Annotated in this window: 29 protein-coding genes; 12 read left to right on the forward strand and 17 right to left on the reverse strand. The window is 58.4% G+C overall.

The annotated features are described in order from the left end of the window. Positions 1 to 59: 59 nt before the first annotated feature. From ctaD to AC1RQP_RS37425, 7 genes are all read right to left on the reverse strand, one after another. Complete coding sequence (gene ctaD, locus AC1RQP_RS37395; RefSeq protein WP_492942458.1) at positions 60 to 1679, reverse strand: cytochrome c oxidase subunit I; 1620 nt, start codon at positions 1677 to 1679, stop codon at positions 60 to 62. Positions 1680 to 2383: 704 nt separating this feature from the next. After that, positions 2384 to 3118: an ABC transporter ATP-binding protein gene (locus AC1RQP_RS37400; RefSeq protein WP_492942460.1), complete on the reverse strand. Its 735-nt coding sequence runs from the start codon at positions 3116 to 3118 to the stop codon at positions 2384 to 2386. Further along, positions 3115 to 3849 (reverse strand): ABC transporter ATP-binding protein, encoded by a 735-nt coding sequence (locus tag AC1RQP_RS37405; RefSeq protein WP_492942462.1) that lies wholly within the window; start codon positions 3847 to 3849, stop codon positions 3115 to 3117. The genes AC1RQP_RS37400 and AC1RQP_RS37405 overlap by 4 nt, the downstream gene beginning before the upstream one ends. Further along, positions 3846 to 4793 carry a branched-chain amino acid ABC transporter permease gene (locus AC1RQP_RS37410; protein ID WP_492942464.1) on the reverse strand — a complete coding sequence of 316 codons (948 nt, stop codon included), beginning with the start codon at positions 4791 to 4793 and terminating at the stop codon, positions 3846 to 3848. The genes AC1RQP_RS37405 and AC1RQP_RS37410 overlap by 4 nt, the downstream gene beginning before the upstream one ends. Further along, positions 4790 to 5653: a branched-chain amino acid ABC transporter permease gene (locus AC1RQP_RS37415; protein WP_492942466.1), complete on the reverse strand. Its 864-nt coding sequence runs from the start codon at positions 5651 to 5653 to the stop codon at positions 4790 to 4792. The genes AC1RQP_RS37410 and AC1RQP_RS37415 overlap by 4 nt, the downstream gene beginning before the upstream one ends. Positions 5654 to 5692: 39 nt before the next feature. Next, a complete protein-coding gene (locus AC1RQP_RS37420) occupies positions 5693 to 6847 on the reverse strand; it encodes an amino acid ABC transporter substrate-binding protein (RefSeq protein ID WP_492942576.1) in 1155 nt (384 codons plus the stop codon). Positions 6848 to 6906: 59 nt separating this feature from the next. After that, complete coding sequence (locus AC1RQP_RS37425) at positions 6907 to 7389, reverse strand: universal stress protein (RefSeq protein WP_492942468.1); 483 nt, start codon at positions 7387 to 7389, stop codon at positions 6907 to 6909. Between the two features lie 582 nt (positions 7390 to 7971). On the opposite strand from AC1RQP_RS37425, the gene AC1RQP_RS37430 reads away from it, so the two are divergent. After that, entirely contained in the window at positions 7972 to 8655 is a 684-nt protein-coding gene (locus tag AC1RQP_RS37430; RefSeq protein WP_492942470.1) for a hypothetical protein, read from the forward strand. Positions 8656 to 8873: 218 nt separating this feature from the next. Here AC1RQP_RS37430 and AC1RQP_RS37435 read toward each other — a convergent pair whose 3' ends face one another. Then, positions 8874 to 9344: a GreA/GreB family elongation factor gene (locus AC1RQP_RS37435; RefSeq protein WP_492942472.1), complete on the reverse strand. Its 471-nt coding sequence runs from the start codon at positions 9342 to 9344 to the stop codon at positions 8874 to 8876. A 232-nt stretch (positions 9345 to 9576) separates the two neighbouring features. Between AC1RQP_RS37435 and AC1RQP_RS37440 the strand changes: the two genes are divergently transcribed. From AC1RQP_RS37440 to AC1RQP_RS37455, 4 genes are all read left to right on the forward strand, one after another. Further along, complete coding sequence (locus AC1RQP_RS37440) at positions 9577 to 9981, forward strand: PAS domain-containing protein (protein WP_492942474.1); 405 nt, start codon at positions 9577 to 9579, stop codon at positions 9979 to 9981. Between the two features lie 243 nt (positions 9982 to 10224). Then, complete coding sequence (locus tag AC1RQP_RS37445) at positions 10225 to 10737, forward strand: hypothetical protein (RefSeq protein WP_492942476.1); 513 nt, start codon at positions 10225 to 10227, stop codon at positions 10735 to 10737. Between the two features lie 339 nt (positions 10738 to 11076). Beyond that, positions 11077 to 11577, forward strand: coding sequence for a hypothetical protein (locus AC1RQP_RS37450; RefSeq protein ID WP_492942478.1), 501 nt, complete (start codon positions 11077 to 11079; stop codon positions 11575 to 11577). 32 nt (positions 11578 to 11609) lie between these two features. Next, entirely contained in the window at positions 11610 to 11996 is a 387-nt protein-coding gene (locus AC1RQP_RS37455) for a DUF488 domain-containing protein (protein ID WP_247973809.1), read from the forward strand. A gap of 818 nt (positions 11997 to 12814) precedes the next feature. Here the strand turns inward: AC1RQP_RS37455 and AC1RQP_RS37460 are convergent. From AC1RQP_RS37460 to AC1RQP_RS37480, 5 genes are all read right to left on the reverse strand, one after another. Then, on the reverse strand, positions 12815 to 13396 hold the full coding sequence (locus tag AC1RQP_RS37460; RefSeq protein WP_492942480.1) for a universal stress protein: 582 nt from the start codon (positions 13394 to 13396) through the stop codon (positions 12815 to 12817). Positions 13397 to 13891: 495 nt separating this feature from the next. After that, a complete protein-coding gene (rnk, locus tag AC1RQP_RS37465; protein WP_492942482.1) occupies positions 13892 to 14299 on the reverse strand; it encodes a nucleoside diphosphate kinase regulator in 408 nt (135 codons plus the stop codon). A gap of 55 nt (positions 14300 to 14354) precedes the next feature. Further along, positions 14355 to 14864 carry a GreA/GreB family elongation factor gene (locus tag AC1RQP_RS37470; protein ID WP_492942484.1) on the reverse strand — a complete coding sequence of 170 codons (510 nt, stop codon included), beginning with the start codon at positions 14862 to 14864 and terminating at the stop codon, positions 14355 to 14357. A 13-nt stretch (positions 14865 to 14877) separates the two neighbouring features. Further along, a complete protein-coding gene (locus AC1RQP_RS37475) occupies positions 14878 to 15297 on the reverse strand; it encodes a hypothetical protein (RefSeq protein WP_492942486.1) in 420 nt (139 codons plus the stop codon). A 105-nt stretch (positions 15298 to 15402) separates the two neighbouring features. After that, positions 15403 to 15561, reverse strand: a complete 159-nt coding sequence (locus AC1RQP_RS37480) for a hypothetical protein (protein ID WP_492942488.1) — start codon at positions 15559 to 15561, stop codon at positions 15403 to 15405. Positions 15562 to 15844: 283 nt separating this feature from the next. Here AC1RQP_RS37480 and AC1RQP_RS37485 point away from each other — a divergent pair, with 283 nt between their 5' ends. Continuing rightward, positions 15845 to 16210: a GreA/GreB family elongation factor gene (locus tag AC1RQP_RS37485; RefSeq protein WP_492942578.1), complete on the forward strand. Its 366-nt coding sequence runs from the start codon at positions 15845 to 15847 to the stop codon at positions 16208 to 16210. A gap of 89 nt (positions 16211 to 16299) precedes the next feature. On the opposite strand, the gene AC1RQP_RS37490 is transcribed toward AC1RQP_RS37485, so the two are convergent. Further along, positions 16300 to 17145 carry a LysR family transcriptional regulator gene (locus tag AC1RQP_RS37490; protein ID WP_247973803.1) on the reverse strand — a complete coding sequence of 282 codons (846 nt, stop codon included), beginning with the start codon at positions 17143 to 17145 and terminating at the stop codon, positions 16300 to 16302. An 882-nt stretch (positions 17146 to 18027) separates the two neighbouring features. On the opposite strand from AC1RQP_RS37490, the gene AC1RQP_RS37495 reads away from it, so the two are divergent. From AC1RQP_RS37495 to AC1RQP_RS37505, 3 genes are all read left to right on the forward strand, one after another. Continuing rightward, positions 18028 to 18264 carry a hypothetical protein gene (locus AC1RQP_RS37495; protein WP_492942490.1) on the forward strand — a complete coding sequence of 79 codons (237 nt, stop codon included), beginning with the start codon at positions 18028 to 18030 and terminating at the stop codon, positions 18262 to 18264. Between the two features lie 650 nt (positions 18265 to 18914). Continuing rightward, complete coding sequence (locus tag AC1RQP_RS37500; protein WP_492942492.1) at positions 18915 to 20273, forward strand: integrase arm-type DNA-binding domain-containing protein; 1359 nt, start codon at positions 18915 to 18917, stop codon at positions 20271 to 20273. An 826-nt stretch (positions 20274 to 21099) separates the two neighbouring features. After that, positions 21100 to 21348 carry a sigma-70 factor domain-containing protein gene (locus tag AC1RQP_RS37505; RefSeq protein WP_492942494.1) on the forward strand — a complete coding sequence of 83 codons (249 nt, stop codon included), beginning with the start codon at positions 21100 to 21102 and terminating at the stop codon, positions 21346 to 21348. 171 nt (positions 21349 to 21519) lie between these two features. On the opposite strand, the gene AC1RQP_RS37510 is transcribed toward AC1RQP_RS37505, so the two are convergent. From AC1RQP_RS37510 to AC1RQP_RS37520, 3 genes are all read right to left on the reverse strand, one after another. Continuing rightward, positions 21520 to 22377, reverse strand: coding sequence for an SDR family oxidoreductase (locus AC1RQP_RS37510; RefSeq protein ID WP_492942496.1), 858 nt, complete (start codon positions 22375 to 22377; stop codon positions 21520 to 21522). A gap of 1114 nt (positions 22378 to 23491) precedes the next feature. After that, positions 23492 to 24607 carry a glycosyltransferase family 4 protein gene (locus tag AC1RQP_RS37515; protein ID WP_492942498.1) on the reverse strand — a complete coding sequence of 372 codons (1116 nt, stop codon included), beginning with the start codon at positions 24605 to 24607 and terminating at the stop codon, positions 23492 to 23494. Between the two features lie 48 nt (positions 24608 to 24655). After that, positions 24656 to 24925 carry a hypothetical protein gene (locus tag AC1RQP_RS37520; RefSeq protein ID WP_492942500.1) on the reverse strand — a complete coding sequence of 90 codons (270 nt, stop codon included), beginning with the start codon at positions 24923 to 24925 and terminating at the stop codon, positions 24656 to 24658. A gap of 293 nt (positions 24926 to 25218) precedes the next feature. Here AC1RQP_RS37520 and AC1RQP_RS37525 point away from each other — a divergent pair, with 293 nt between their 5' ends. The 3 genes from AC1RQP_RS37525 to AC1RQP_RS37535 all read left to right on the forward strand — a co-directional run bounded on the left by AC1RQP_RS37525 (position 25219) and on the right by AC1RQP_RS37535 (position 26516). Then, complete coding sequence (locus AC1RQP_RS37525) at positions 25219 to 25671, forward strand: Hsp20 family protein (RefSeq protein WP_492942502.1); 453 nt, start codon at positions 25219 to 25221, stop codon at positions 25669 to 25671. 79 nt (positions 25672 to 25750) lie between these two features. After that, positions 25751 to 26245, forward strand: a complete 495-nt coding sequence (locus tag AC1RQP_RS37530; protein ID WP_492942504.1) for an Hsp20/alpha crystallin family protein — start codon at positions 25751 to 25753, stop codon at positions 26243 to 26245. Between the two features lie 76 nt (positions 26246 to 26321). Then, a complete protein-coding gene (locus AC1RQP_RS37535) occupies positions 26322 to 26516 on the forward strand; it encodes a hypothetical protein (RefSeq protein ID WP_492942506.1) in 195 nt (64 codons plus the stop codon). The last annotated feature ends 27 nt before the right edge of the window (positions 26517 to 26543 follow it).

Here is a 26543-nt window from a genome sequence, read left to right on the forward strand (position 1 = left end):
CTTGCTTCCGCGGCGATCTGAGCCGCTTGCTTCTTTCGCGCCAACCTGCGCAGTGGTTCCTAATGATCTCCCGAAATCCGAGGCAATACTTGGAATTGGTGGAACGGCGGCGGAGACGAAAGCGTCCACTCCAGCGTAGTCGCGCCGGGCCCCCACGGGTTGCCCGCTGCCGTCTCCTTCCGGACGAAGGCATGCACCATGGTTACGAAGAACGTGATCAGACCGGCGGCGGAGAGATAGGACCCGATGGAGGCAATTTGATTCAGGCCGCCGAATGCGTCCGGATAGTCTGCTATTCGTCGCGGCATTCCCGACAGTCCGAGGAAATGCATAGGGAAAAACGCAATGTTGACGCCGACAAACGTCAGCCAGAAGTGCAGTTTGCCGAGGGTTTCCGAAAACGTGTATCCGGTCATCTTCGGAAACCAATAATACCAGCCTGCAAAAATTGCGAACACGGCGCCAAGCGACAGGACGTAATGGAAATGCGCAACGACGTAGTAGGTGTCCTGCAGCGATCGGTCGATGCCTGGATTGGCAAGCACAACGCCGGTGACCCCACCGATCGTGAATACGAAGATGAATCCGATAGCCCACAGCATCGGCGTCCTGAAGGTTATGGAGCCGCCCCACATTGTCGCGATCCAGGAAAAGATCTTGATGCCCGTCGGCACAGCGATAACCATGCTGGCCAAGGCGAAATACGCCTGCGCGCTGCTGGACATGCCGACGGTGTACATATGATGGGCCCAGACGAGGAATCCGATGACCCCAATCGCAAGCAGCGCATAGACCATCCCCAGATAGCCGAAGATCGGCTTGCGGCTGAACGTGGAAACGACATGGCTCACGATGCCGAAACCCGGCAGGATCATGATGTAGACCTCGGGATGACCGAAGAACCAGAACAGATGCTGATACAGGATCGGGTCTCCGCCGCCTTCGGGCGCGAAGAACGTCGTTCCGAAATTACGGTCGGTCAGAAGCATGGTAATGGCGCCGGCCAGTACAGGCAGAGACAGCAGCAGCAGGAAAGCCGTGACGAGGACCGACCAGACGAACAGCGGCATCTTATGCATCGTCATGCCGGGCGCTCGCATATTGAAGATCGTCGTGATGAAGTTGATCGAGCCGAGAATCGACGACGCACCCGCGAGATGCATCGACAGGACCACGAAATCGACTGCCGGTCCCGGATGACCAGCGGTCGACAACGGGGCGTAGAGCGTCCACCCGGTGCCGGCGCCGTCCGCTCCAGGCGCGCCTTCGACGAACATCGAAATGATGAGCAGAGCAAACGACGCCGGCAGCAGCCAGAATGAAACGTTGTTCATTCGCGGAAACGCCATGTCCGGCGCGCCGATCATGAGCGGCACCATCCAGTTGCCGAATCCGCCCATCATCGCAGGCATGAGCGTGAAGAAGATCATGATCAGGCCGTGGCCTGTCACGAATACGTTGTAGACATGCGGGTCCGTGAAAATCTGCAGACCGGGAAGCTGCAATTCCATCCGAATCAAAACCGAAAAGATCCCACCGATAAAGCCTGCACATATGGCGAGCACGAAGTACATCGTGCCGATGTCCTTGTGGTTGGTCGAATAGAGATAGCGACGCCAGCCGCCGGGATGTGCCTGTTCCGCTTCGTGAGCGTCACCGACTGTCGACATGGTTGTCATCGCCAATTCCGATCAAGCATTGAAAGGTTAGACCTGCTCGCCTCACGGCCTTCAAAGCAAGTGGCTGCTTCTATCTTCCATCAAGGCAGCCGAGCGGCAATCGATTTTAATTGCAGCTTAAATGCATGATTCTTGATCGTTGAAATTCGCGTCCTTCTTCGAGGCCGACGTCAGAGACGTTGCAGTCCACGCTCCATTTGGAAGGCGCCAATCATCGATCGCGCGATGTCCCACGTGGTTCTCTGGCGATTGAAGACTTGGGCCAGAAAGGAGCGAGACCGACCTCTACGCCGGCAGCGGAGCGCCATGTCCGCTTAAGACCAAGCGAGCCTTTGCGCCCGCCGCTCGTATGACTCGTCTAAGATCGCCAGGAAGGCCTCGAGTATCTGGGAACCACCACCGGATACATCTCGTGAACCTTTCGAAATTCGCGTGCGATCTCTTCGTAGCCGACTGCGTCGAGGAAGTCGCAGATCACCGTTTCCGCGCTTTCGTGCACGTTGCAGCCGTCGTTGCTCCGTTGCAGCGATTTCAGTTTAGCGATCGTGTCATGCTTGATTGCGGTGTGCTCGAATTGCGGTTTGGGCAAAGCCGGCATTTCAACGTACTCCCCCTTTCCGGCATGGCACGAAACTGTCTTTCCACCGCGCCTTCACATCGAATTGACCTTCCTCGATACCGTCGGTCCGTCGCAGGCCGAGGTCTCAAAGCCCGAGATAAGCGCGTCGGACTTCTGGATCGTCGATGAGCTGCTTGGCGGACCCGCTGCGAGCGATATGTCCGCTTTCCATGACGTAACCTCGGTCGGCAACCGACAGAGCCAGATTGACGTCCTGTTCGACCAACAGAACTGTCACGCCCTCGCTGCGGATCGCCACCAGCGCATCGATCAACTGCTCCACGACTACGGGTGCCAGTCCCAAGCTCATCTCGTCGATCATCAAGAGGATCGGAGCGGCCATCAATCCGCGGGCCATCGCGCACATTTGCTGTTCGCCTCCCGACAAGCTGCCGGCAAGCTGACGCCGGCGCTCCGCCAGGCGCGGAAATAGAGAGTACATTCTGTTCAGGTCTCGGCTTATTCCAGACTTGTCCGCGCGTACGAACGCGCCCATCAACAGATTGTCCCGTACGCTCATGCGGTCGAAGAGCTGACGACCTTCAGGAACCTGCACGAGGCCGGCTCTAAAGGCACCGTCGGACGTCATCGACAGGAGATCCCGGGAATTCAAGGTCATGCTGCCCTGGCAGGGAAGCACGCGCGACAGCGCGCGCAGCAGAGTGGTCTTGCCCGCCCCGTTGCTGCCGACCAGCGCCACGACCTCGGCCGCGTAGATCTTCAGGGTTACGTCCTGCAAGACCGGCATTCCGCCGTAGCCCGCACTTACTCCGCGCACGTCAAGCAGCGGGACCGCTTTGGCTGCCGGGTCCAGTTTCATGCCCGCCTCTTGCCGAGATAGGCCTCGACGACCGTTTGGTTTGACAGGACGCGGCCCGGATCGCCCTCGGCGATCTTCACGCCATGATTCAGCACCAGCAGCCGATCCGACAGACTCCTGATGGCCTTGATGACGTGCTCGATGACGAGGACGCTGATCCCCTCATTGCGAACCTTGCGGATCACTTCGATCACGTCTTCAATCTCGACCTGATTGAGACCCGCCATGACCTCATCGCACAGAAGAACCTTCGGCTTCATTGCCAACGCCTTCGCCAGCTCGAGCCGCTTGCGGCCGGGCCCCCCCAATTCGTCGGCGCGCTGATCGATATTTCTGGCCAGTCCAACGAACTCCAGCTGAGCGCGGGCCTGCTCGCGGGCTTTCGCCATTTGGGCCTGTCCGCCTCCCCGTCCGAACAGTGCGCCCACGGCGACGTTGTCCAGGACCGATAAACCGGGAAAGGGACGCATGATCTGGAAGGTGCGGCCTATGCCCAGTCTCGCACGGCGATATGCAGGCAAGTGGACAATGGACCTTCCTTCGAAGAGGATGTCGCCGGAGCTGGGAGCCAGCGTTCCGCTTATCAGGCTGACCAGCGTTGATTTGCCTGCACCGTTCGGACCGATCAGGCCGAGGATCTCGCCACGCAGCAGCATGAAGCTGACGTCGTCGACGGCGACCAGACCCTCAAAGCGCCGGGTGACGTGGCTGATTTCGAGCATCGCCGTCATAGTTGGTGGCTCCGAATATTTTCGGCGAAATATCGCCAGCCCGTGCTGCGAAAGCGCCGCAGCACGTCGGCCAGGCCGCGCGGCATCACGACGACCGCAACGACAACGACAACGCCGAAGAACAGGCCCGCGAGACTGGTGATCTCGCTCGACAGAAGCTCGGAGACCGCCGAAAGCGAAAGCGCCCCGACGACGGGGCCGAAAACCGTCCCAGGTCCGCCAAATACCGCCATGATGATCATCTTGACGTTCAAGCCGATATCGAATGCGCTTTCCGGGTCGATGAACGTAACCCAGTAGGCGTGAATGCCGCCCGCCAGCGCGCTGAATACGCCCGACATGGCAAAAGCCACGGTTTTGTAGAGGGTCGTATTGACACCCATCACCGCCGCGCCTTCCTCATTTTCGCGGATGGCGATCAATCCAAAGCCGAAGCGGCTGCGCGTCAGCCAGTAGACGGTCAGGGTCGCGAGCACGAGCAGCAGCAGCGACAACTCGTAAAACAGCGGGTCGTTGTTGAGGGGCGGCAAGACGAGTCCGATGTTCCGCCCGGCCAGTTTCACGTTGGAGACGATCGCGGCCATGACCTGGGCGAGCGCCAGCGTCGCGATCGCGAAGTAGTGCCCCCGCAGCCGCAGCACCGGTATCCCAATGAGCACGGCAAACACGGCCGCAAGCGCCGCGCCGAACAGGAGGCCGACCCCGAAAGGCAATTGCCACTGCACCATCGCGATGGCCACTCCGTAGCTACCGAGCCCGTAAAAAACCGAATTTCCGAAGGAGGCATAGCCCGCATAGCCCCCAATGACGTTCCAGCCTTGCGCCAGAACGGCCAGAAGCAGGGCATTGATGCCAAATTGGATGAGCACGTCCGAACCAAACCACGGCACCGCTGCCAGGACGGCAATCGCGGCCAGAAGTAGCATGGTGCGTGCCGCCTTCATGCCGCTTTCCCGAGCAGACCGTTGGGGCGAACGATCAGCACCAACACCAGTACGCCGAAGCTTGCCACGTCGGAGAAGGTCGATCCGATATAGAGTGCTGTCAGGGACTCCAGGATTCCCAGGAATAAGCCGCCGACGATCACACCGAACGGATTGTCCAGTCCGCCGATGATCGAGATGGCAAAGGATTTGGCCGTCAGCGCCGCGCCGATATAGGGATTGATTTGCGACACCGTTCCGTAGAGGCCTCCGGCGGCGCCAGCCAGCGCAATCCCGATCCCAAACGTCATGGCGTAGAGGTGCCGGGGCTCGACGCCGTAGAGCCGGGCCGCGACCAGATTTTGCGCGGTGGCGCGGATCGCACGTCCGAGCCGTGTGCGCAGCAAGAAGAGCCACATGCTGACCGTCAGCACGATTGCAATGCCGAACGCCAGAAGACGCGACACCGGCAGTACCACCGTTCCCAAGGCGATGCTGTCGCCGACATAGGACGGGTTGATGGTGCGAAAGTCGGCTGAAAACGCAAACTGAGCCAGGTAGGTGAGCACGACCTCGATCCCGAAGGTCACCAGCAGAGTGTTGAACATCGGGGCCCTGACGATCAGGTTCAAAAGGCCTCGCTGCACGCCGTATCCCACCGCAAACATCACCACGGCAGTCAGCGGCAGCCCCAGAAACGGGTCGATGCCGGCATAAGTGTAGAGGTACCAGGACACATAGCCGCCGAGCATGATGAACGCGCCATGCGCAAGGTTGACGATATTGAGGACGCCCCAGACCAGGGCGAGACCGAGCGCCATCACGGCGTACAGACCGCCCAGGAGCATTCCGTTGACAAGAACTTGCGCGAGCAGGTCCACATCTTCCTCTTCTCAACCGAAGGCCCGTTCGCAGTCTGCCTAGCGCACGTCCCAAGCCGGCATGGGATATTTCGGCGGCGCGATCTTGCCATTGCCGCCGAAAATCGCGACCAAGCGGTCACCCTGAACCTGAATGACCGTCTGGGGCAGATCGATCTGGCCGCTCTCATTGAATTCAACCGGACCGTACAGGCTGTCGAACTTCACTTTCGAGAGCGCGTCGCGCACCTTCGCGGGATCCGTCGAGCCTGCCATTTCCGCGGCCTGCACCAAGACTTCCACGTCGGCGACGCCGGAGGCTGCATGATAATCGGGGTCGTAGCCGAACTTCGCCTTGTAGACGGCCGCGAACTGCGCGGCATCGCCAAACCAGCGGTCCTTCAGGTCTGCCGAAGGCAGCCAGGCTGTCATGCCGAAGGCGTAATCGGCATCCGTGCCCAGCGCCTTGCGGAAATCCTCGCTGGGAACGCCCACAGTGAAGGAATACATCTTTGGAGCGACCGCCAGACTCCTCGCCTGTCGCACGAAATTCAGGATCTCGGTCTCATGACCAGCGACCAGCACCGCATCGATGTTCTTGCTTTTGATCTGCGACAGAAGTGAACTGAAGTCCGTGGCGTTCGTGCTGTATCGCTCGTCCATGACCAACGTCAGACCCGCCTTCTTTAATTTTGGTCGAGTCCCCTCCGCCACCGAAACGTCAAAGGCATCGTCCGCGTACAGCAGCGCGACCGATTTGGGCGCAGGATCGAGCCCCTTCAACATCTCGATCGTCGAGCCAAAGTAGTTGCTGGCCGGCGCCAGCGTCCCGAAGATGAACTTGAAGCCGCGCGAGAAGATCTGGTCGGACGCGCCGCCCCCCTGCACCATTGGAACTCTGTATTTTTCGGACACGGCCGAATCCGCCAGCGCGAAATTGCTCGCAAACGGCCCCAGGAGGAAATCGACCTTGTCCTGCGAAACCAACTGCGTGTACTGACGCACACTCAAGTTCACGTCGGACTGATTGTCGTACAGCTTGAGCGCGAGCTTGTATGAATCATTTCCGATCTTGACGCCCCCCGCGGCATTAATGCGATCGACCGCGAGCTGATAAGCGTCGCGATAGTAGCGGCCGGTATTGGCGACGGGTCCCGTCAGTTGTACCGACGCTCCCAAGACGATCTCCTTTGCAAGAACCTCGCCCGACGGCATCGCGACGGCAGCGGCAAACAGCAGGAGCGCCGACAGACGGGAGATTCTGAACACGGAGCTCATGCTCCCCTCCTCGCCTTCGATTGCGGTAACGACGCGACGCTGCTCGCCGTCCGCTGGGGCTTTATGGCGATGAGAACGCTGCAGGGCGGCTGATGCAAGATCGACTCGCCCACCGATCCGTTCAACCAGCGCGCAAGGGTCCCTTGATCTCGATGGCCCACAACAATCAACTTGGCGCCTATTTCGCGGGCACAAACCACTATCTGTTCGGCCGGCCTCCCATGCCGGATCTCGCTGGTCGCTATGCATCCAGCGCGCTGGAAACGCTTGACGCCCTCTTCGAGCACCTTCTGCATCACAAACTGCTGATTCTGCGGGATATAAGTCATCGCTTCGCCGATGAGCATGCTTTCGGCAGCGTCGACGATCGCCAGAAGATGAACCGTCGCACCGCACCTTGACGCCAACGTCTCCGCCTGCGCCAGTGCCTCGCGGCCATCGGGCGAGCCGTCGAAAGCCAACAGGATTTTCTTATACATTGCGGGTTTCCTTTCCGTACTTACGTGCGCGGCCAGCAGCGACACGCCTGACCGCCGAGCATCTGGCAATCTTGGCCCAATAGACGGCGCGAGCGGCCGGCACCTTCATCGATACGCTCAAGCTGCTGGCGCAAAGATGGCCGATAGCCATTGAGCCTTCAGGACGGTGTCGACGCCACCGACCATCGAAGGCCAGCCGAAGCGTTTCGAAAAGAACACTTGCGGAAGTTCGCGTCATCTCGGCATTCCTCAGCAGCACGCCGTTCGGCGCAACGATCTGCACGATTAAGCCGTCATCAACGTATGTCGGGGATCAAGTTTGACAAACGAAAAGTATCAACACTTGATATCGGTTTTGTTGCTACCTGATATCGCGTGGCACCAACGCACAATTTTGAGAATGATCGAAGGTGTGAGATGTGACGAAGCGACAAAGGATTCGACGCTGCCCCATCAAACATCCACCTGCATCGAACTTGCACTGAACTGGCAACGAATTTCGTTTGCGCCGTTCAACCACGGATGAATACAGTTCTCTCAAGCACACAACAAAGCGGCTCAGGTCCGCCCAAGGAGGTTTCGATGTCGCGAGACGTAGTACGGCAGCTTGCCCATCGTCGTGAGCTTCTCACCGTCGGCGCCGCTATCGCCGGTCTTCTGCCTCTCTCCAACAGTGGGTTCGCGGCCGCCAGGCGCTCGCGCCCCAACAAGGGAAGCACTCGAACCGACAAGACTTCCGAGACGGCGGCCACGCTTCGCGATCTTTGGATCGGACACATTTTCTGGGTAAGAGCCGTCTCGCTCGCGACGATCGAAAAACAGGGAGCGATCGCAAAAACGGCAGAACGACAAGCCGTCGCCAACGCTCAGTCCATCGCCGCAACCATAGAGCCATTCTACGGCGCAGCGGCCAAGGACGCCTTCTTCAAGCTCCTTGCGGGACACTATGGTGCCGTAAAAGCCTATCTTGCAGCGACGGTCGCAGGCGACACCACCAGGCAAGGCGCGGCAACTCAGTCTCTAACTTCGAACGCCGAGGAAATTGCAAGCTTCCTGAGCAAGGCAAACCCATATCTGCAGAAGGATGCCGTGAACGGCCTGCTCCAGGCCCACGGTAGTCATCACATCCAGCAGATCCAGCAATTAACCGATCACCAGTACGACGCCGAGGCTCAAACCTGGGAAGAGATGAAGAATCACATCTATCAGATCGCGGATGCCACCGCTGACGCTCTGGCAAAGCAATTTGCCGAGAAGTTCTCCTGACCTTCGAGGCAGACAACGAGCACAGAGGATCGCTGCTCGTCGCGGCGATCCATTCTAGCCGGCGCGAGGGGCAATGATATCAGAACTGGCCGAAGAGACCGGCCGAGCACCGCGAGCTCGGCCGGAACGAAGCGCCGCTCAATCGGATGTGAAACTCGACCTCGACAGCACGGACGTCGTGCGCGGCCGTGAAATTGTACCACATGGGACCCAATCCTTCATGAACGGGACTGACCGCGCGATACATGCCGATCGGCATGGGCTGGCGATCTTGCCGAACTCGCTGTCGACCGGAGGACCGTCACGCTGCTCGGCTCGCCGCTTGCTGAACACCAATCGACCGAGTGGCCTTCCGATAGTCCGATCAAGGCTGCTCCCAGGGGACTCAATACCGAAACCGCGTTCGGTTGTTCCGACGTTTCGTGGGGCATGACGAGGACGACCTGCCTTGTCGTGCCGGTAACATTATCGCGCACGTCCACATGCGAGTTGACTGCTACGACGTTCTCTGGGAGCTCGTCATCAGGGACGATTCTCGCCCGAGATATCTCCCGTAGTACGTTCGATGCGGACGACGCCATACGGCTGTTCGTCAGCGCGGAGATAGCGATGGCGTATAGCCTGTCTCGATCCGCTTCTGAAAGCATGACTGGAGGAAGTGCAATCGGATGGTCGTCGGGCGTATTCATGGCGGACTCCTGGCGGGTCGAACCTCGCTATTTTCGCTCACCGCTTGCTATCCGCAAGCGAAAAACATTGCGCGTCATGATCAAGAAAATTGATCTATCCTTCTGCGACTCTTACGCTTGAGCGTCGTTTCCGATGTACTCGACGGTTCAAGCGCTGCAACGTGAACTTCGGCGCCCCCTGACGACGGAACGCCCCACCATGGCCAGAGGATATCGTTTACTAGAGGGCTCCATGGAAAACGACCTCTTGTCTGAGATAATTCTCGATCAAATTGCCGACGCCGTCATCTACGCAGACCGATCGGGTGAGATCGCGCGATGGAATCGCGCTTCGGTGGCCATGTTCGGCTTCCCCTCGGAAGAGGCGCTCGGCCAACGTCTCGATCTGATCATTCCAGAGCATCTGCGCGCTCCGCATTGGCGGGGGTTCGACGCAGCTATGTCAACCGGCTTATTGAAGCTACAAGGTCGTCCGACTTTGACGCGAGCCCTGCATAAGAGCGGACGCAAGCTCTACGTCGAGATGACCTTTGCCCTCGTGAAGGGTGTCGACGGCGACGTGCTTGGCTCGGTCGCCATGGCCCGCGACGTCACCGAACGCGTCGAGCGAGAGCGTTCTGCAACACGCGCGGCCTGACTTCGGCGGTCATAGCCGCTCGACTCTACGCTGCGCGGTCGCAAGGAAGCGCGACAGGAGCTTGGCGCAAGCGCACCCGTCGCGCTCCCACGAGCCAACAACATTCTTGATGCAAACTTGCAATACTTTTCGCTTGTCGAACTCGACCGAATAGCCGGTACTGGTGCGCGGCAGCCCAAGACATCGATGGCCCAATGAGCCAAGGACTGCAGATCCTTCTCGTTCTCGCAGGGAAACGACATCATGCGGAAAGCCCGGGTACCCCAACAAACGAACGCGGACGTCGCAATCCGGCAGTTTGCGCCCTCTCCTCTCAAGGCAAATGCGCTCGGCTCCAGCTACTTTGGCTATTGGTCCAAAGAGGAGATACTGAGCTTTCTCAAGCATCTGCTTGACGGCGAACACATCGGCCTGACCGCATACGCAGCGATCGGTCGTGCGGCCTGCACCCATCTTGCAGACCTGGCTTTAGAGGCCGAAATGGGCCAAGGAGCGATTTGCATCCTGCTCAGAAAGGAGATTGCCGCGAGAGGCGGGACCGGCATGCTTCGCGCAAAGGCGGCGGACGCCATTCCCAATATCGATTGCAGTCTCCGAAGCCGGATCAGATTTGCAAGCCGCAATCAGGCCATGCTGGCCGACATGATCGAGGATGCTGTCGTGGACATATTCGACTCCAAACTGAATGCGAAGCTCATTTACTTGCTGCTGCTACACCGCAAACAGGTCGAGCAGCTTGAAGCCATCGCCGCATAGCCCACGTGGGGCCAGCAGGTCTTTCGTGTCGCGCGGCACATGCAGAAACGAAGGGAGATTGTCGTGACCGCCAGAGAGTCTTTTGCACAGTGGGAGAAGAGAGAGATCGATCGTCGACTGAACGATGAGCTGGAGGGCACATTTCCGGCAAGCGATCCACCCAAGATTACTCGCTTTTCCGCGAAGTCGCATGGCGCCCCGGACGATACACGGCAGGGCGCCCGTGTGCCCAAGTTGCGAATGAAGCACCGATCAATCTTGTGATGTTCAATCAAAATCCGCCGACGGCGCGTAGGACGCCGCAGCGCCGATGAAGCAATGAGGTCATGGGAGGATATCATGGCCGGGCTGTGCGGTCTCGACCCTCAATACGACGCCTTCCTGTTTGCCTCGATAGGCGAGACAGATCAGAGCAACTTGAGCGTCTTGTCACTACTCGCACGTCAAGACGTCGATCCCTGGCAAGAGGCGGCTCGCCTAACGAGCCTGCCAAAGGCTCAAGCAATACAGAGCTTTGCTGCGACGATTTCACGATCGAAGAGCGAGCAATGGTCTCCGTCGGAGGCAATCGTGCTGGCTGGTCCCTTGATCGATCTGTTGCCGTCGCATGGCCGTCCCTCATCGGCAGCGCCCTGGGCAGAGGATGGGATCGGCGGGTTGACGGTGTGGGTGGTCCTCGGTGCGCTATTCATCTCGATCGCCATTTCGGGAAACAGCGTGCGGAATTCGACCAGGGACTCCGGCGAGCCGATCAACGTCGTCAGCAAGACTGCACGGGCGGGATACGGCCACACGATCGTCGAGTCGAATCGGAACGGATTAGAGCGTCGCTCCGAATAGAACGAACCGGTCGAGAGAAGGGAGAGGCATCAATGGGACGCAAGATTATCGCGGAGAACATCAAATTGAAGCGCGCATACGATGAAGTCCACTCCGGTGACGGCACGCGAATTCTGGTAGACCGTCTTTGGCCCCGCGGCGTCAGGAAAGTGGACGCGGCGATCGACCTTTGGGCCAAGGACATCGCGCCTAGCACCGGGCTGCGGAAGTGGTTCGGACACAATCCCGATCGTTGGACCGAGTTTCGCCGCCGCTACTCGGAAGAGATGCGCCAGCACCGCGAGCGGCTTGACGAGCTACGCGCCCTTGCCCAACGGGGGCGTATTACGCTCGTTTTCGCAGCGCATGATGCTGCTCACAACGATGCCGTCGTTCTTAGGGAAATCTTGCTCGGCCGGAGCACCTCCGGAGCGCCTTAGCCTCGCATCGGCCGGTAACCGAGCGCGATGCGAGACTTGACTATCTCGTGATTAGCAACATTTCTCGCGCTCTCGATGGATCAAGGCCAAGTTCGCGCCGCGGATATAAAAACACCTAATCGCAGCGCCCGCGCGCCCGTATTGTCTGCGGGGAGAGTATGGGGAAAGACCCGTCAGGGCGTCCATGATCCGCGGTCGCAGAAGCCCCGCGGGCCGGACCGTTCTGCCCTACCTGCCTCCCCTAGCTGGAGCAGAGCGCGTGATTTTCGGCGGATCGCTCGCGGGAAATGTTTGTTCCAGCTGCCTGTCCAATTCCTCATCCAGTTCCCGTCTCTCGCGCTGTTCTCGGGTCTCAATTTCTCTTGTCACGACTAATCTCTCCTATCTCGGCGGACAACCAAACCTGTTGACCTTCTCCGCGACCGCGCTGAATGCGTGGTTGGCGAATGGATTTCCTGCGGCAAGGGGTTGCGACCGCAAGACGAGGCCCCTGCTTCAATGCGGGACCAGATTTGGGGGCTTCGGACCTCCGGGCGCGAGCACGCGATGCGGTGCACGCCCGGTTCACGAGCGGATTTGTCGATACCCCGGGCTGCGAGGAGAATGCTTGGAAACTCGATTAAACATCATTGCTCTCATGTATGGTCTAAAGACGGGATCCCAAGGCAGCTGCGGACTTTTGCCGCACAGTCACACTGCTGCGAACTCGATTCAGGCGAGCATCATCAGCCGCCGTCAGACCAGGAGGGATTGGTGGCGCACCGGGGTTCGACAAAAGAGGCTGCGCGCCCGGTAGCCTCGTCTGCGCCTCATGGGCGTTAAGCTGCTTGCGTGCGCTCAGACTTCGCCACTACAAGCACGCTGCATGGCAGTGGAGACAAGGTCGACCCATCTGCCAGGCCATTGAAGTAGCGGGCGAGCGCTCCGTGATCTCGGCGACCGACGATAATCAGATCCGCGCCTGTCTCAACGGCGGCGAGCATTATCTGCTCCGCCGGCTTCCCGTAGTGCAGCTTACCTGCTGCCGCGCATCCGGTGCCCGTGAGCTGCCTCACAGCCTCGTCGAGCACTGCCTGGGTCTCAACTCCCTGATTCACGAAGGACGATGCCCCCGCCTCGACGGTGAGCATTCGCTCGGGCGATTCAACGATCGCAACGAGATGAACTATCGAACCGCACGCGGCCGCCACATTCTGGGCATGAACGAGTGCGTCGCGGCCTTCCGGTGATCCATCAAAAGCCAGGAGAATCCTTCTGTACATCAGAGTCCTTGGTTCGACATACGTTGAAGCTCGGAACGTCGACGGCACCGCAATGGTTCCTCGAGGGCATGGTCGGTCGGCATTTCTCTCGCTCCTGGTGCGGATCACGCTGAGGTCACCCTGCACGTCGACCAACATTCGACAAACGAAAACCATCATCGGTTGATGCCGATTGACCGAAGGAAAATGGGGCGAGAATTCTTCAATCTAAACGACCATGGACGCACGACTTGCCGGGCGTTGCACCTAACATTCTCGTCGATGAGAACTGACAACATTTTTCGTTTGCAAGACTCGCACAATGGACGACAACTCAGGAGGCTCCATGGGGACGCCGAACGCGGACTATCACAACGGATGCAATGCCTCTGCCGCTCGAAACTTTCGCCAAGCATGCAATGGGCACCCACGCGCTCACAGCGCCCCAACTGACATTGCTACTTTTGGCAATTATTGTCTGCCTGGGCATTGCCCTCGTGTGGACCCTTTGGGAGATCGACCACGATGCGAATCCGCGACACGATAGATATCGGTCGGATTAGGTATAGCCAACCGCAGCCCAGCAACGAGCTGATTGGATCAAAGTGGGCGCGACGGCACCCGTCGCGTCCACGTTCTCTCTTCGGCGCCCGACTAGTCTTCGCGGCCGACCTTGAGCACGGTTAGCTCGCGCCTTTCGCCGGTCCTGGTGCGGAACGAAATCGTCTGATTGACCGAAAGTCCCAGAAGTGCGACGCCAACCGGCGTCAGCACCGATACACGTCGGCATGCAATATCGGCATCAGGTGGATAAACTAGAACTACTTCTTGAACCTTTCCGGTCTGTTCATCCCGAAATTTCACTTTACTGCCGAAAGTGACGATATCGGGACGGAATTTATCTGCCGGCAGGACATGCGCTCGCTCGAGTTCCTCCCGAAGATATTCGCATACTTCGGCCATCGGCCCGCTAGCCGTCGACGAGAGCGCCGATAGTCTGGCGAAATGATCAGCATCAATGGCAATCGGCGGTCTCATCTCAGCTACTCTGTCGCGCTGCATTTCCCACTCCTCAAGTCTTATCGAGCGATCCAGCTCTCTGCGAACACATCCGCTCCTAAGCCGCCTGAGGGCCGTCGTCATCGGACCCCGGAGAGCTAGTGGAAGCCCGACCGGAGCTGGGGCGGGATTTTGCCGGAAACAACAGGGGTGCTCCCGCCGGTGCCAGGACGCCTTCGACAATGACGGAATGAAGCCCGCCCTCGATACTGAAGAACTTCATACGCTGCCCAACTCTCATTCCGAGAAGGGCGGCACCAAGCGGCGAGAGGACCGATAGTTCCATCAGCCCGTTTCTAAGATCTGGCGGGCACACCAGGATTTTGCTTTCGGACTGCCGACCACCATCGACCCTGTAGGTCACCCACTCGTTGAGACGCACAGTACCATCCGGTACCTGGTTCGTATCGAACACGGCGGCCCGACGAATCTCTGACATCAGGAATCTGCCAACCGGATGACGTTCCTTCACGGCATCATCGGCTAACCGTTCAAGGCGCGCATGGTCTCGTCGCGCTATGAAGATCGAGGGCAATTGCTCGGTGGAATCGAATTGGATGCTTGACATCGCGCAATACTCCTCAGTTTTCACGAGCCGGTAAGACGCCTTTGTCCGCCCCTTGGCGCTCGGAGGGGGCTAGACATATGCTTCGCATCCTCCGGGTTAGATCGATCAGATTGTTCGCGTGCTGCCCCAGCGCACCTATCTGATTTCGATAATACGCGTCTGAAACCTCGATCGCTTCCATGCCGGTTCTGGCGCCTGCAAGGCGGGCGAGATATGCAAATGACTGCAACGTGTTGTTGCCGGCCAGTTGCACGGTTTTGCGACTATGCTCTGCAATGGTCGCAACTACATCGCTCGCGGCGTTCATGTACACCCGCCCGATCTCTCTCGCCTCTGTCATCGCTTGAACTCCTTCGATATTAGCTCGATAGTGCAGCAGGTTGCCGGTCGCCAGTTGACCACGCTTCGTATTGCGGCGCACCTTCGCCGACATGCTCATATCAAACGAGCGCGCAGCGCGTGCTGCGCACTTCGTGACAGAGCAGGAAAGATTGCTGCAAAATTAGTTATGCCCGGACAGCCATTAAGGCTACCCGGGTCACCTGCCAATTTGCAGGTGGCCCTCGACGGAGTATTGTTGATCGAGCGCGATGATAATCATGCCAACATACTTGGCGCGACGGTCCGCGAAATCAAGATACTCCGTTGGTCCGCGCCGTTTTGTCGCGAAATGCTTCGTACCTTCGTACTTAGACACCTTCCGATCCTCCGCGGATTGAAAACGCGACGAGATACGGGCTTGAACGTTGCCCCGCGACAATTGCACAGCGCGCGTAGTGGCTCTTATCGCTGCGACTTTCGCCACGCTGCCGCATTAGATCTGCGTCGCTTAGCCCAGCGTTTTCATTGCACCGAACGGGCAAATTAACTCGTTTGTCGTCGAAGGCGGCCGATGGGAAGGTGCTCCTCTCCGGGAGACGAGTACCATGGCCAACGCTGGAAAGAGACGTCCTGACCGACCGTCCATAGTTCTAACGAAAATGGACCGACAAAAGCTGCTCAGGCTGCTTCGAGACTTGCCAACGAGGAGCGTCGATACCGATTGCCTTCTTCGAGAGGAGATTGATCGCGCCGATCTGATTTCAGACACCGCCGCATGGAGTTCAGCCGTCAGACTCGGATGCGAGGTGAAGTTCGTCGAGCATGGAACCTCACATCTTCGTCGCGGTCGTCTCGTTCTTCCGGACGAAACCAGAACCATTCATTGCATCTCGGTTCTAAGTCCGCTTGGCATCGCCCTCATTGGACTCGGACCTGGGCAGACAATTCATTGGACTGAGCGTGGCAGGGAACGAAGCCTCGCGGTGCTTGAAGTGCGAGCGAGCGGAGTATCACCGCCGACCTGATCGGCGACACAGCGTATCGATGCATGGTGACGGTCTTGGCGACCGTCGCCATTAGCGCCTCGCCAATGCTGACGCGATTGCAGGTCGAGCTACTTCCCGACGCTTGCAGCCTTGCGCAGCGCGACGAGTGCCGCCTCCAACGCTGAGGCGTCGACATTTGTCGCGTGTGTGGCGTAGACGGGGAATGAGAACCGAGGCGCGCCAGGAACTAGGTGAAGTGCGCCCTCGGCAAGATATGACTGAACCGCATGCATTCGGAAGTATCCTGAACCTCCCTCCAGGAGGATATAGCTCAGCGCAAGCGGACCGAGATTTGTTACGAGACTCGGCACGGTTTCCGGAAAGCTCACCGCATGATGAAGAGCGAACTCAGAACCCCATTCGACGTGAACATACCGAGGATCGTTCTCATGATACTTCGCGAGATCGGTTGTCACGAGAACAAGTTCTTCCTCCATGACCAGATCGACCTCCAACCCTGGTCGATGTTGGGGAGCGTACATGATCGCGATATCTACAAGCCCGGCAGCAACGTGCGTAATCAAATCCTGAGGAACGTCGACGTGAACGCGAAGCGCAATGTCTGGGTGTGATTGCCTCAACGTCCTGACCCACTCGATTAAAAGCGGCCGCCATAAGCTGACTTCGCTTCCAATCGTCAAGACAGCGCTGTGTCCTTCCGGCACCGCCACTTGCTGTTTTGCGCGCTGCCACAATTGCACGAAACTCGGCGCGAAACGGAGGAACTGTTCGCCAGCCGGGGTGAGGCTCGCACCGCCCTTGTTTCTAACGAACAGCGGCCGCCCAAGCTGCTGCTCGAGGAGACGCACACGTGCGCTGACCGTGGTCTGCGCGACATGCAAACGGTCGGCAGCTTTGATGAAGCTACCGGTTGACACGATCTCGATGAAAGTTCTGGCGAGTTCGATATCCATCGTTTCATAGCATAATTGCTGCAGCAAAATGTCAATTGAATTTGCTTTCCTGCTTGTTCGTGCAATATCGGATTAGACCTTCGGCCAAGCCGTCATTCCCCATGGCTGCCCGGTCGACACAACGGATTGGCAACTGGCGGTGACGAATTGGCCGACGTTCCACAAGCGCGCCGCCGCAGGATAGCCTCGCTATCCCGATCCTAAGCAGTTGTTCTTGCTAGAGGCTCGCGATCCATCGGCCGACCGCCGGCAAGATCAAAGAACGTCACCGCGTGCCCATCGCCGGCAATCAGTTTATGTCCGCCAACCTCTACCGAACGGCGCCAGCTGGAGGACGTCTGCCGGACCGTCCATGGCCGCAAGAAAAGGTCGAAAAACCCGAAGAAGGCCAAATGTAGACCGACCAGGTTGCAGGCCAACTCCGCCCGTCCAGGACGACAGGTCCGGATCGAGCCAGACGCTCGGCCGGAAGTAGAAATGCCGCTCGATATCAATATATTTGGAGGTAGCTAAGTAGTCTTCGCAAACCCGATTAAAGAGGGTCAGTTTCCCTTGGTCGCGGAACGGCCCGATTGTACTGCAGTCCTCTCATCGGAAGATAGCAAATGAAAGCTCGATGGACGGGACGCTTCAAGTAGGCGGCAGAACATCATCATCGGTTCGAATCGTCCTCCTCATCGTTGCGAATCGCGAGAATCCATCGCGCACCGTGCAATCGCCTTGCATTGAAACGTCAACACAATTCGTTTGTGTGCTCTGAGCTTTGAACGGATACAGAATGGACATGATGAAAGTGTTCGCGCGAGATCCCTCGATCGATGGAGCAAGATTGCAATGAGCAGATCGCACCAAAGTATCAGGATGCGGAAGCCGGCACCAGGAATGTCAAGATTCTTCAGCCAGTCGAATCGCGATCGCTATCGCAAATTAGCAAGCGGTGCGATTAGTCACGATGAGCAGCGTCAGCTGTTGAACGATCTCGCGAAGGAAATGGATGCGTTCAAGCGTGAGGCTCGCTGCTGCCTTTCGCCGGCAGGCGAGAATGGCAGTGCCGCCTCCGGCTCCTCCCGACCATCATGGTCAAGTTTGATTCAGCCTCAGCGGTCGATGTCCGATTGAAGCCATTGAAAGAAAGATTCGTCCATCCCGTCCCCGTGAGCCGCGCACGCCGCCTCGAACAGCCGAGACTGCAGCGTAAGAACTCACCGCCTCCTGGCCTCGCAAATTCAGATCATGCGCATGCGCAGCAAGCCTGCTCACGTTAGCCGTGGTGAGATTTTTCTTGATCTCCCGGTGCACATGTCGTGCACACGCCGCCGCCTATCCAATTGAAAACTTGAACTCTCGCTCCGATCCATCGTTGGACAAGCCGGAGCGCCACTCGTGGATCTCGCCATGCGCTGATGGCAGTCAGCTCTTAATCACACAAGAAGTGCTGAGGTGTCGCGCGACGCAAGCCTCTATCGGCCGCTGCGGGCCGTCGGTCGAAAATGGCCGTTTGAAAAATTAGATGCTCAAACGGCTTTGCTGGCTAAGTCATTGAAATGGTGGGCGCACCAGGGCTCGAACCTGGGACCCGCTGATTAAGAGTTCAAAACCGGCGCCTCGCTGCGATTTCTGAATCTGCGCCACACTACGACGGCGTCCAAGAAGGTCTTTTATTTATAGGGACTTGTCGCATAGCTTCGCACTCCAGCGAACCCTCACCTTCAAACACCTCAGTTCGCCAAAACCGTTTGAAAACCGTTTTAGCAGTTCACGCCGCCCCCATGACCGACATTCGCATTGCTCTCAGCGACAAGGCCATCGCTCAGCTACCCACGCCCGAAGATGGCTGGTATCTGGCTCGCGACACCGAGTTGAAAGGCTTCTTCGTGGTTGTGGGGAAGCGGAAGAGGACGTTCACTGTTCAAGGTGATCTTCGACAACGGGGAAAGCGAGCCTCATCCATCAGAGTGTCGATTGGAGATGCGAGCGAGTTGACGACCCGAGCAGCCCGCGCGATTGCCAAAGAATATCTTGCTCAGATCAGCAAAGGACAGCACCCGAAAACGAGACCAGACGGAAAGGCCGGACGGGCTGAGACCGATGGGAATAGTGCCGTAGCGGCCGCTACCCTAAAGCAGGCTTGGCAACGCTATCTGGAAGCTCACCTGATCCGAAAAGGCCGTAGCGAGAAAACGATAAGTGGCTATCGGGATCACGTCGAACGTCTCTTTTCGGAATGGCTTGACACCCCTCTGCTCGATCTCGCGAACGATCCCGGCCGCGTCGCCGAAAAGCATGATCAGCTTACCAAGGAGAACGGTCCGTATATGGCGAATGGCAGCATGCGGACGCTGCGGGCCATCTACAATCATGCTCGGAAGACCAATCGATCGCTGCCACGTGACAATCCGGCAGATGCAGTCGATTGGAATCAGGAAGAGCGCAGGAACACTGGTATGGGCACCGGTGATTTGAAAGAATGGTTCTTAGAGCTGGCTGGTCTGGACAATCCGATCCGGCGCGAATTCCATCTTTTCACATTACTCTGTGGCTCGAGGCCCACCGCATTGCAGCAGGCCAAGCCCGATCACATCAATTTTCGAAGGCGAACGCTCCACATCCCAAAGCCTAAGGGAGGCAGTAAGCGAGCGTTCGACATCCCGCTATCTCGGGAAATGATCCTGAGCCTCACCAGGGTGCTTCGTTTCGGCAGGCAAATGCATCCGTCTCAGGCGCAAAAATGGCTATTCCCAGCTGAGAGCGCTTCAGGGCACTTGGCGGAAACAAAGGAAGGTCGAGATATTCTATCAAAATGGGGCAATGACCTTCGTCAAACATTTCGGACGATTGCCACCGTTGCCGGCGTTTCCGAGTTCGATGCCAAGCTCCTCATGAACCATTCTATCCCTGGTGTGAACGCTGGCTATGTCACCCGACACAAGCTGGTTGAAGACCACCTGCGCAGCCAACAACAAGCTATCAGCACCGTCGTATTTTCCGCACTGGGTAAGTCGCTTACAGAAGAGCAAGTTCTGATCAATTGGCTTGGCCACAGAGCCAGCCGAAGAGCCGTGACCCAATTCCGATTAGAGCCAAACACTCTGGGCGAGGAGCAAGAAAGAACTCGGAAGGCCGCATGACTTCAGCCGTCGGCGTGTCAGGTGACCGGATGGCACCCTTTCCAAACACGTACTAAGGACCTACGCCTACCGGCGCTTTGTACGTAACGAACTCAAGACCTTGAGCGTCGTTTTAGCCACAACAGATCAGACGCCGAATGGCGGAATCAAAATCAGTTTGATTATTCAATGATTTCAAAGCGCATTTGGAAAAACGGGCCAATTCGCCTCTAGTGATATCAATTGCTTAGCAGGAATTTCCAAATAAGGAAGCGCCTCTCCGAGGTTCGCCAACTACATGCTGCGCGGTCGCCCTCAGCACAATGCCTCAGCCATTCTCATCCGGAGGTCTGTTCCGGAAGCCGCGCAAGACACACGACCAACGCGTCGTAGGACTTTGTGCGTACCGACCGAGCGGCTAATTAGGAGACACGCTATCGGCTTTGATTTCCCAAGAGAATTTTCCCAACGAGATTCAAATTCAAACATTGGATATCCTGTAATTTACAGCGAAAAAACCCAACCACGGTGGCCTTCATCTCCATACCGAGTTGATTGAAACCATTTCCAACCTATTGCACCGTCGAAACAAGGAACAACCCGTTGGCTTCGCAGTTCTTTGGGCGCCGCTGGCCTGAGTGTCGTCGGGCGCCTCAAGGGCCCAGCCAAATCCGGACACGGCGGTTCGTACCATTTTGCTCCATGGAGAATTTGGATATGAAAACCACCTGTCTCCTATTTGGGCCGTCAACCGGCTTGGCCCGCGTTGAGCGGCCCTCGCGCGTGCCTCCCTCTGGCAGTCCGTTCGACCGCAAGAATGGCGCCGGCTGCTGAAGGAGGGCAAGCCATGTCAATCCCGTCAGCCCTCCCCACGATCAACTCGGAAGGCGGGTTATCACGATATCTGCCACAGATCCGCAACTTCCCACTGCTCACCGCGTCCCAGGAAACGACGTATGCGAGGCGCCTTCGGGAGACTGGAGATCGGAAGCTGCTTACATCTGGTGACGAGCCATCTAAGACTGGCTGCCAAAATAGAGCTGAAGTATCGGCGCTACGGTCTATCGGTCGCCGAGCTCGTCTCGGAAGCCAATGAACCACGAGCGAAGCCATCGCGTTGACGGTCGTCTTTGCGGTCTAGGTGATGCGCCGTAACGACTGTTGCAAGGACGCGCGTAAGGCCGATGGTTGCGCAGCACGTTGAAGTGTGGCGTCCCCTTCGATGGTCCGGTCGGCTCCCTATTCGACAAGGCTGCGGTTTCCGCCGTCAAATGAACGGCTTTCCTCCCGTAACAGCCAGGGTCGCGCCTGAAGTATAGCTCGATAGCGGATCGGCCAACATAACGTAGGCAGTCGCGAGCTCAGCCGGTTGTCCGGCTCGCTGCATCGGCACCTGCTTGCCGAAATTCTTGACGGTCTCCTCAGGCATGGTCGACGGAATGAGAGGCGTCCAAATCGGCCCCGGTGCGACTGCGTTCACGCGAATGCCCTTGCTGGCCAGCATCTGGGCGAGCCCACCAGTAAAGTTCTGTATCGCTCCTTTGGTGGTGGCATATGCCAACAAACTCGGGTTTGGCATATCGGAGTTCACAGATGCCGTATTGATAATTGACGAACCCGGGGGCATGTGAGGGACAGCGCCTTTCGTCAGATAGAACATCGCGTGGATGTTCACCTCGAATGTACGCTGCCATTCCTCGTCGCTGATGTCTTCAATGTCCTTGAAGGTGGCTTGATGGGCGGCATTGTTGACGAGGATGTCGATGCCTCCCAATTGCTCGACCGCACGGCGCACGATCGAACGGCAATGATCGGGATGTCGGACATCGCCGGGCATGAGGAGAGCCTTCCGCCCTTCTCGCTCCACGAAGGTCTTCACCTCGGCCGCATCCTCATCCTCGTTGAGATAGGAAATGAGAATGTCCGCGCCTTCCCGCGCGTAAGCGATCGCGACGGCTCGACCAATGCCGCTGTCACCGCCGGTGATGATGGCTTTCTTGCCGGCCAGGCGGCCCGCTCCTTTATAGCTTACCTCACCATGATCGGGACGCGGTTTCATCGCGCCAGTCGAACCCGGCATGGGTTGCTGCTGAGTCGGATAAGGGGGCTTGGGATAATCGGTCATGGCTCAGCTCCGTTAGTCCTTCCGCTAACCGACCGAGGCTGGAAGCGTTCCTGCAAAGGGGCGACCACCTCGCAGCTGCGGCCTTTGTGGATTTTTGCACTGACGGCAAGAAATCGGCGCCTCCGCGATGACGACGAGAACCCCCGAAGGAAGCGATCATCGCGGACCGGACAATCGTTCGACGATATCGAGCGGGATCCGCGCTGGTCGGTCTGGAACACGCAGCGCGCCACGAGCCGGCCGCCCGGCGGCGAGAGCATGCGCGCCCTTCAGCAACGCACCGAGTTCGATGTGGATATCGAGATCATGGAGGTTCCGCACGCGATCAGGGCGGGGCGCGGAACAGTCGAGATGCGCGCGCCCTATCTGACATTGCCTCCGGGGGACGCAGCCGCGGGGCCACTTCACCATTTCCAGAAGCTCGCCGTCGGTCTGGTCTGGGAGGTTGGCGCTTGGGACAAGCGGCGTGCCATTCCGCCGGCGCTGTTGCGGCGCCTTCCCGGTGCCGGCAGAACTTTATATTCGCTACAGCGAGGGGCAGGGACTGAGCGGCTTCCCGAGACGGTCGCGCGAGACACATCAGCACACCCGATATCGTGGCCCTCGGTCGGCTGATCCGGCAGCTCTTGACGATCAGCAGCACGCCCTTATCGAGGCGGCCATTATGAATGATCGCGTTGCGAGCGTAGCCCGTCGCATTCTGATGATCGTGCAATGGCTTCGCCGGCGCCGGGTGGGTGAACCTTCAGAGCCGATCGGGGGCCACATTGGGCGCCGAATAACAGCAGCGCGCTGGGCACGGTATGCACTATCGCCGGATTGATGGACGAGAAACACGTCAGCTCGCCGATTAAGTCATGGATGGTGTCCGCCGAATGAGAACTTCATCGGCCCGATCGCAGGCAGTCGGGAACGGCACGGCCTTTTCCGCCTTGGCGCCTTCGTGGCGGCCCGAGGCAACCTGCGATGGGGTCGAACGCGCACTGAATATCTTGTTGCGGAATCTTTTTAGCGCAAGTGGGTCTACTATGTCGTGCGCGCACGCGCATAGCTTCGGTCGCTTCCAACAAGCGCCCGGCAATATAGCGCGCCAGATCTCCCCCATTTAGCATGCTCAATTAACTTCATTTGCGACTGCAGCTCCCGCATCGGAACGGCGGACCGAATGCCCAGCCATACTCAACAGATGATGCTCGGATGCACGCATTCTAAGCATCTTCTGATAAAGCTTCACGTACTCGGCTGCCATGCGCGTTGCGGAGAAGCGATCCTCGAAGCGGGCGCGAACGGCCTTTCGATCCAGCGAAAGCAAGTTCGGCATCGCGTGCACGGCTTCGTCTACGCTTTCAACGATGCGTCCGGTGATGCCGTCTTCAATAATCTCAGCGACCGATCCTCCGCGGAACGCCAAAACGGGTGTGCCGCATGCCATCGCCTCGATCATGACGAGACCAAATGGCTCCGGCCAATCAATTGGAAACAGCAGCGCTGCGGCGTTTCCTAGAAAGTCCGTCTTTTCGCTCTCGTTGATCTCGCCGATGAATTCGACCCCCGGTGCGTCAAGCAGCGGCGCAATAGTGTCGCGAAAATAGGCCTCGTCGGCATGGTCGACCTTCGCGGCGATCTTCAATGGCAGGCCTGCCGCTCGCGCAATTGCGATGGCGCGGTCAGGCCGCTTCTCCGGAGAAATTCGTCCAAGGAAGGCGAGATAGCCACCGCCCGGGTGATAGGACGGCTTGTGCAGATCCAGCGGCAGCCCGTGATAGACAGTTGAGATGAAATTGGCTCGCGGCAGTGGCGTGCGCTGAGCATCGGAGATCGACACCAAAGGCATCTCAGGGAAATGGGCGTAGAACGGCAGGTGGTCAGGCAGATCCTGCCGCCCGTGCAGGGTCGTTACTGTTCGTGCCGCCTGCGTCCGAAACAGCGGAAAGTGCAGGTAATCGACATGGAAATGGAGGACGTCAAACTCCGCAGCGCGCTCCCGGACCTTGTCGAGGAGCACCATTTGGTGCGGAATGGAATTTTGAACATCCGGATCGAGCCGCAGGGCCCGCGGCGTGCCCGGAACGAGTTCGGCTGAGGTGATGGAATCCCCGCTCGCAAACAGGGTGACCTTGTGACCCTGCCTGACCAACTCCTCCGTCAGGTAATGCACGACCCGCTCGGTACCGCCATAAAGCCGGGGCGGTACGCTCTCGAATAGCGGGGCAATCTGCGCGATCTTCATTCCGTTCTCCGTGCTTCCAATCGGTTCATGCTCTTTACAACTTCAGGTCTAGCCGGCCTTCGCCACCACGACTGCGCCGATGCGCGGCGGCGTTGCGGCCCCAGACGGAGCCAGCCGTTCCGGGAAGTCATTATGCACCGCCGCCGGGGAGCGGCTCTTGCGTTCGCGCTTAGCCTCGGCCCCTTGCGCTACCGGCGAACCAAGCCGACCTGGAGAGCCGATGTTGACGCCGAGCGCGGCGAAGCACGGCGGATCACTCGCAGTAAATGATTCCAGAAGCGCTGTCTCGACCACGTCGTTTTGGACTGCTCGTGCCATGGTCACTCACACTCGTTGGTAGGTACGCTTGGAAGGGCCCGGCCGAGGTGCAGCAGGACGGCAGAAACTCCTTCCAATCGTCTCAGCCGGGGCCGCCAACAACATGGGTGCGGCACGGCTGTTTTCGCAAGGGACCGAGGGGACTTGAAACGATCGAGGCTGCTTCTAATTTCATGGGTGACCGGGCGAGTAATCGCACGGCATACCGGGCGCCTTCCGCAGGGCCCGGTCCGCGGGCGCCCGGCAGGTGTCCGAGGCGCTCCTATCCATGTTGCTCGAAGGAGGATATGGCTATGACCACGCTTGATCTCGCTCCCTTGTGGCGATCGACAGTTGGGTACGATCGGTTGTTCGACTTTCTCGAGGACTCCGGCGGATGGACCGGCGGGGACAACTACCCGCCTTACGACATCCAACGCGTCGGCGAGGACCACTACCAAATCTCGCTGGCTCTTGCGGGCTTCACGCCTGAGGAGGTTTCCATCACGGCCGAGCAGAACACCCTAACCGTTGAGGGTCGAAAGGCCGATAAGGGCAGCTATCAATATCTCTACCAAGGCATCTCTTCGCGCCCGTTCCGGCGGATCTTCAATCTGGCCGAATATGTGGAAGTGAAGGGCGCCTCGTTTGAGAACGGCATGCTCAAGATCGATTTGGCACGGGAGATTCCCGAGGCGATGAAACCGCGCCAGATTACGATCAGCACAGGCGATCACCAGCAAGCCGAGAACAAGCAAGCGGCCTAACACCGCCTGGTCGTAGTTGAATTGTGCGGCGTATCCACGCCGCCTCGCGAACCTTTGGAACAAAGAAAGGAGAAACCCTATGGCTATCAATGATCTAATCCCTTGGGGCCGCGGTCGCGATCTAACCACCCGCCGCGCCGAAAACTACAATCCAGTTCTCACCCTGCATCGGGAGATGAATCGGCTATTCGACGACGTCTTCCGCGGCTTCGATGTGGCGCCGTTTGGCGGCAGCTTTTTCGAGTCGATGAATTGGCCGAGCATTGAGGTCAATGAGAGTGACAAGGACGTGAGGGTCACGGCGGAGCTGCCGGGCCTTGACGAAAAAGACGTCCAGGTCGAGCTAACTAACGGCGTTCTCTCGATCAAGGGAGAGAAGAAGACCGAGACGGAAGACAAGGATCGCAAGTTCAGTGAGCGCTATTATGGCAGGTTTGAACGGCGCATCCCGATCGTCGACGTGGACCAGGACAAGATATCTGCCGCGTTCAAGAACGGCGTGCTGACGGTCACCATGCCAAAGCTGCCGCAAGCAGAATCGAAGGTGAAGCGCATCGCGATCAACTCGAAATGAGGCAAATCGACGGGAGCGCCCCCCGCTCCCGTCCCGCTTCTAATGGCGTAAGCCGTCTTGGGGGACGTGCCCAAACATGGACACAAAACGGAAATCCAGTTTCGCTGGCGCCGCGGATGTCGTTGCGCATGCGGAGATCGCGGCTCAGCATATTAAGGAACTGAAAGTGCCCTGTGCGAACGGAGATAAGGCGGCGGCCCGTCGATCGCTGCGCCAGGCAATCAGCGAACTCGAGCTGGCTCGCGCTATGGTGCGGACCGGTCTCGATTGAGCCCGACGGATTCCGGTTCCGTTCGCG

Source organism: Bradyrhizobium sp. GW821-FHT13H06 (genome assembly GCF_058803975.1).

Excerpts from the sequence above, each read along its gene's own strand:
- AC1RQP_RS37420 (WP_492942576.1), bottom strand. The coding sequence starts at position 6,847 with ATGCCGTCGGGCGAGGTTCTTGCAAAGGAGATCGTCTTGGGAGCGTCG.
- AC1RQP_RS37500 (WP_492942492.1), top strand. The coding sequence starts at position 18,915 with ATGACCGACATTCGCATTGCTCTCAGCGACAAGGCCATCGCTCAGCTA.
- AC1RQP_RS37505 (WP_492942494.1), top strand. The coding sequence starts at position 21,100 with ATGTCAATCCCGTCAGCCCTCCCCACGATCAACTCGGAAGGCGGGTTA.
- AC1RQP_RS37470 (WP_492942484.1), bottom strand. The coding sequence starts at position 14,864 with ATGTCAAGCATCCAATTCGATTCCACCGAGCAATTGCCCTCGATCTTC.
- AC1RQP_RS37490 (WP_247973803.1), bottom strand. The coding sequence starts at position 17,145 with ATGGATATCGAACTCGCCAGAACTTTCATCGAGATCGTGTCAACCGGT.
- AC1RQP_RS37410 (WP_492942464.1), bottom strand. The coding sequence starts at position 4,793 with ATGAAGGCGGCACGCACCATGCTACTTCTGGCCGCGATTGCCGTCCTG.
- AC1RQP_RS37405 (WP_492942462.1), bottom strand. The coding sequence starts at position 3,849 with ATGACGGCGATGCTCGAAATCAGCCACGTCACCCGGCGCTTTGAGGGT.
- AC1RQP_RS37530 (WP_492942504.1), top strand. The coding sequence starts at position 25,751 with ATGGCTATCAATGATCTAATCCCTTGGGGCCGCGGTCGCGATCTAACC.
- AC1RQP_RS37460 (WP_492942480.1), bottom strand. The coding sequence starts at position 13,396 with ATGTTGGTCGACGTGCAGGGTGACCTCAGCGTGATCCGCACCAGGAGC.
- AC1RQP_RS37445 (WP_492942476.1), top strand. The coding sequence starts at position 10,225 with ATGCGGAAAGCCCGGGTACCCCAACAAACGAACGCGGACGTCGCAATC.
- AC1RQP_RS37520 (WP_492942500.1), bottom strand. The coding sequence starts at position 24,925 with ATGGCACGAGCAGTCCAAAACGACGTGGTCGAGACAGCGCTTCTGGAA.
- AC1RQP_RS37510 (WP_492942496.1), bottom strand. The coding sequence starts at position 22,377 with ATGACCGATTATCCCAAGCCCCCTTATCCGACTCAGCAGCAACCCATG.
- AC1RQP_RS37400 (WP_492942460.1), bottom strand. The coding sequence starts at position 3,118 with ATGAAACTGGACCCGGCAGCCAAAGCGGTCCCGCTGCTTGACGTGCGC.
- AC1RQP_RS37515 (WP_492942498.1), bottom strand. The coding sequence starts at position 24,607 with ATGAAGATCGCGCAGATTGCCCCGCTATTCGAGAGCGTACCGCCCCGG.
- AC1RQP_RS37495 (WP_492942490.1), top strand. The coding sequence starts at position 18,028 with ATGTCAAGATTCTTCAGCCAGTCGAATCGCGATCGCTATCGCAAATTA.
- AC1RQP_RS37525 (WP_492942502.1), top strand. The coding sequence starts at position 25,219 with ATGACCACGCTTGATCTCGCTCCCTTGTGGCGATCGACAGTTGGGTAC.
- AC1RQP_RS37425 (WP_492942468.1), bottom strand. The coding sequence starts at position 7,389 with ATGTATAAGAAAATCCTGTTGGCTTTCGACGGCTCGCCCGATGGCCGC.
- AC1RQP_RS37450 (WP_492942478.1), top strand. The coding sequence starts at position 11,077 with ATGGCCGGGCTGTGCGGTCTCGACCCTCAATACGACGCCTTCCTGTTT.
- AC1RQP_RS37435 (WP_492942472.1), bottom strand. The coding sequence starts at position 9,344 with ATGAATACGCCCGACGACCATCCGATTGCACTTCCTCCAGTCATGCTT.
- AC1RQP_RS37535 (WP_492942506.1), top strand. The coding sequence starts at position 26,322 with ATGGACACAAAACGGAAATCCAGTTTCGCTGGCGCCGCGGATGTCGTT.
- AC1RQP_RS37485 (WP_492942578.1), top strand. The coding sequence starts at position 15,845 with ATGGACCGACAAAAGCTGCTCAGGCTGCTTCGAGACTTGCCAACGAGG.
- AC1RQP_RS37440 (WP_492942474.1), top strand. The coding sequence starts at position 9,577 with ATGGAAAACGACCTCTTGTCTGAGATAATTCTCGATCAAATTGCCGAC.
- rnk (WP_492942482.1), bottom strand. The coding sequence starts at position 14,299 with ATGCAGCGCGACAGAGTAGCTGAGATGAGACCGCCGATTGCCATTGAT.
- ctaD (WP_492942458.1), bottom strand. The coding sequence starts at position 1,679 with ATGACAACCATGTCGACAGTCGGTGACGCTCACGAAGCGGAACAGGCA.
- AC1RQP_RS37475 (WP_492942486.1), bottom strand. The coding sequence starts at position 15,297 with ATGTCGGCGAAGGTGCGCCGCAATACGAAGCGTGGTCAACTGGCGACC.
- AC1RQP_RS37455 (WP_247973809.1), top strand. The coding sequence starts at position 11,610 with ATGGGACGCAAGATTATCGCGGAGAACATCAAATTGAAGCGCGCATAC.
- AC1RQP_RS37430 (WP_492942470.1), top strand. The coding sequence starts at position 7,972 with ATGTCGCGAGACGTAGTACGGCAGCTTGCCCATCGTCGTGAGCTTCTC.